Genomic DNA, 256 nt, shown 5'->3' with positions numbered 1-256 from the left:
GCTATGAAGAAATAGCTGTGGTAATGGATTGCCCAGTCGGGACGGTACGTTCGCGTATATTTCGTGCCCGTGAAGCAATTGATAACAAATTAAACCCATTAATAGGCGAGTCTTAGTATGATAAAAGCACACGTTAACAGGTTAGATGACGAATCGTTATCTGCATTACTTGACGGCGAGCAACAACTAGCAGATGCAAAAATTGCAGAGCAAGACGTTGCTACCTTTGGCCGTTATGCGTTAATTGGTGATGCAA

The 256-nt window shown here is 43.0% G+C and carries 1 protein-coding gene; it reads left to right on the top strand.

The features are described from left to right. Positions 1-116 (top strand): sigma factor-like helix-turn-helix DNA-binding protein (locus AAEY88_RS14475; RefSeq protein WP_350563511.1); only part of this gene is annotated, 116 nt, incomplete at its 5' end. Positions 117-256: the final 140 nt, after the last annotated feature.

Origin of the sequence: Psychrobacter sp. CAL346-MNA-CIBAN-0220, from assembly GCF_040309805.1 — a bacterium.
In the GTDB taxonomy this organism is placed as follows: Bacteria; Pseudomonadota; Gammaproteobacteria; order Pseudomonadales; family Moraxellaceae; genus Psychrobacter.
Note: the sequence above shows the minus strand (reverse complement) of the source record. Positions and strands in the feature narration are given on the sequence as shown.